The following is a 1319-nucleotide window of genomic DNA, read 5'->3' on the forward strand; positions in this document are numbered from 1 at the left end:
GTTCTTCACCAAAATCCAGAAATGTCCCATGATACCCCCGCATTTTCCCACGGATCCACGGATATGCCGCATGGCGGGCATCGCCATCCTTGTACTGCTCCTGTTCTCCTGCCCGGCCGTCTCAGCAATAATAATCCAGACTCCCACGCCGACTCCGGGTATCATCGATGTGCGACCCGTCTCAACCATCGTTCCGCTTCAAACCCTGACAACAACGCCCGAACCTGACCTTCGGACGGTTCCCTGCGATGCCGGATCCCAGTGCATGTTCCCGAACGAAGCGGTTGCAACATGGGGGGACGGGAGATATATCCAGACGTCCGGGCTTCCCTGCGCGTACAGTACCGCAACATTCGCTGCCCCCCACCCGAAGTACTGCTATCAGCAGAAAACCGACATCGTGAACATCATTACACCGGTCACAACGCAGGTCATCCAGATCGCCACACCGTTCATACCTGCCACCCATGTTATCGCCACGACAGCGACAACGTTGCCGGTGCAGCAGGCTACACCCGTAGTAATCACGACAACAACCATTGACCCGGGGATGTTAAGCCTCAAGCCCTGCCTGGGCAGGGAGGAGTGCAACGGGGTCTGTATTGATACGAGAGGATCGGACCCTGCCAACTGTGGGGGCTGCGGGTGGGTATGCCCGTCCGGCATGAGCTGCAGCGCCGGTGAATGTGTCTTCACCTGCCCGTCCAACACCCTGGAGTGCCAGCCGGGATATTGTGTCTACATCGGCAGTGACAACGATAACTGCGGCGAGTGCGGCATGCAGTGCAGCAACCGGGAGATCTGCATGAGTGGAAATTGCAGGTCCCTTTGTTCTATCAATCCCACCTATTTAAACGAGTTTTCGTGGCATGACTGGCAGGGGATCAACTGGATGTCAACGGTAAAGGACCAGGCGGGCTGCGGGTCCTGCTGGGCCTATGCAGCGGCCGGCACTGCGGAAGGGGTCCTGAACATTGAGGGCCAGTACCAGTATCCCCATGGGTATAACCTTGACCTTTCCGAGCAGGCCCTTGTCTCAGGTTGTTATGGCAATCATGGCAGCTGCCTTGGGGGGGATGCCACAGGAGCGCTCACGGTACTGAGGGACCGGGGAGTTGCCGAGGAGGTATTCATGCCCTACCAGTCCTTCAACTGCGTCACCATGGACGAGAAGAAAGACAAGCTGGTCTGCAATGCAAACATTATCGGGCACTGTTCGATCCCCGGCCAGTGCACCCTTGGCACGGTCCCTTCGGAGAGGATCTGGAAGGTGGCATCGTTCACCCGGGAGGCGGATGATAATGCCGCAACCACCAACG

Annotated in this window: 1 protein-coding gene; it reads left to right on the forward strand. The window is 57.8% G+C overall.

Going from position 1 to position 1319, the window contains the following annotated elements:
• Positions 1 to 70 precede the first annotated feature (70 nt).
• The coding region (locus tag CW742_RS13435; protein WP_292421226.1) for a C1 family peptidase at positions 71 to 1319 on the forward strand (1249 nt) is incomplete at its 3' end.

The sequence above is a fragment of the Methanoregula sp. genome, from assembly GCF_002835825.1.
Classification (GTDB): Archaea; Halobacteriota; Methanomicrobia; order Methanomicrobiales; family Methanospirillaceae; genus Methanoregula.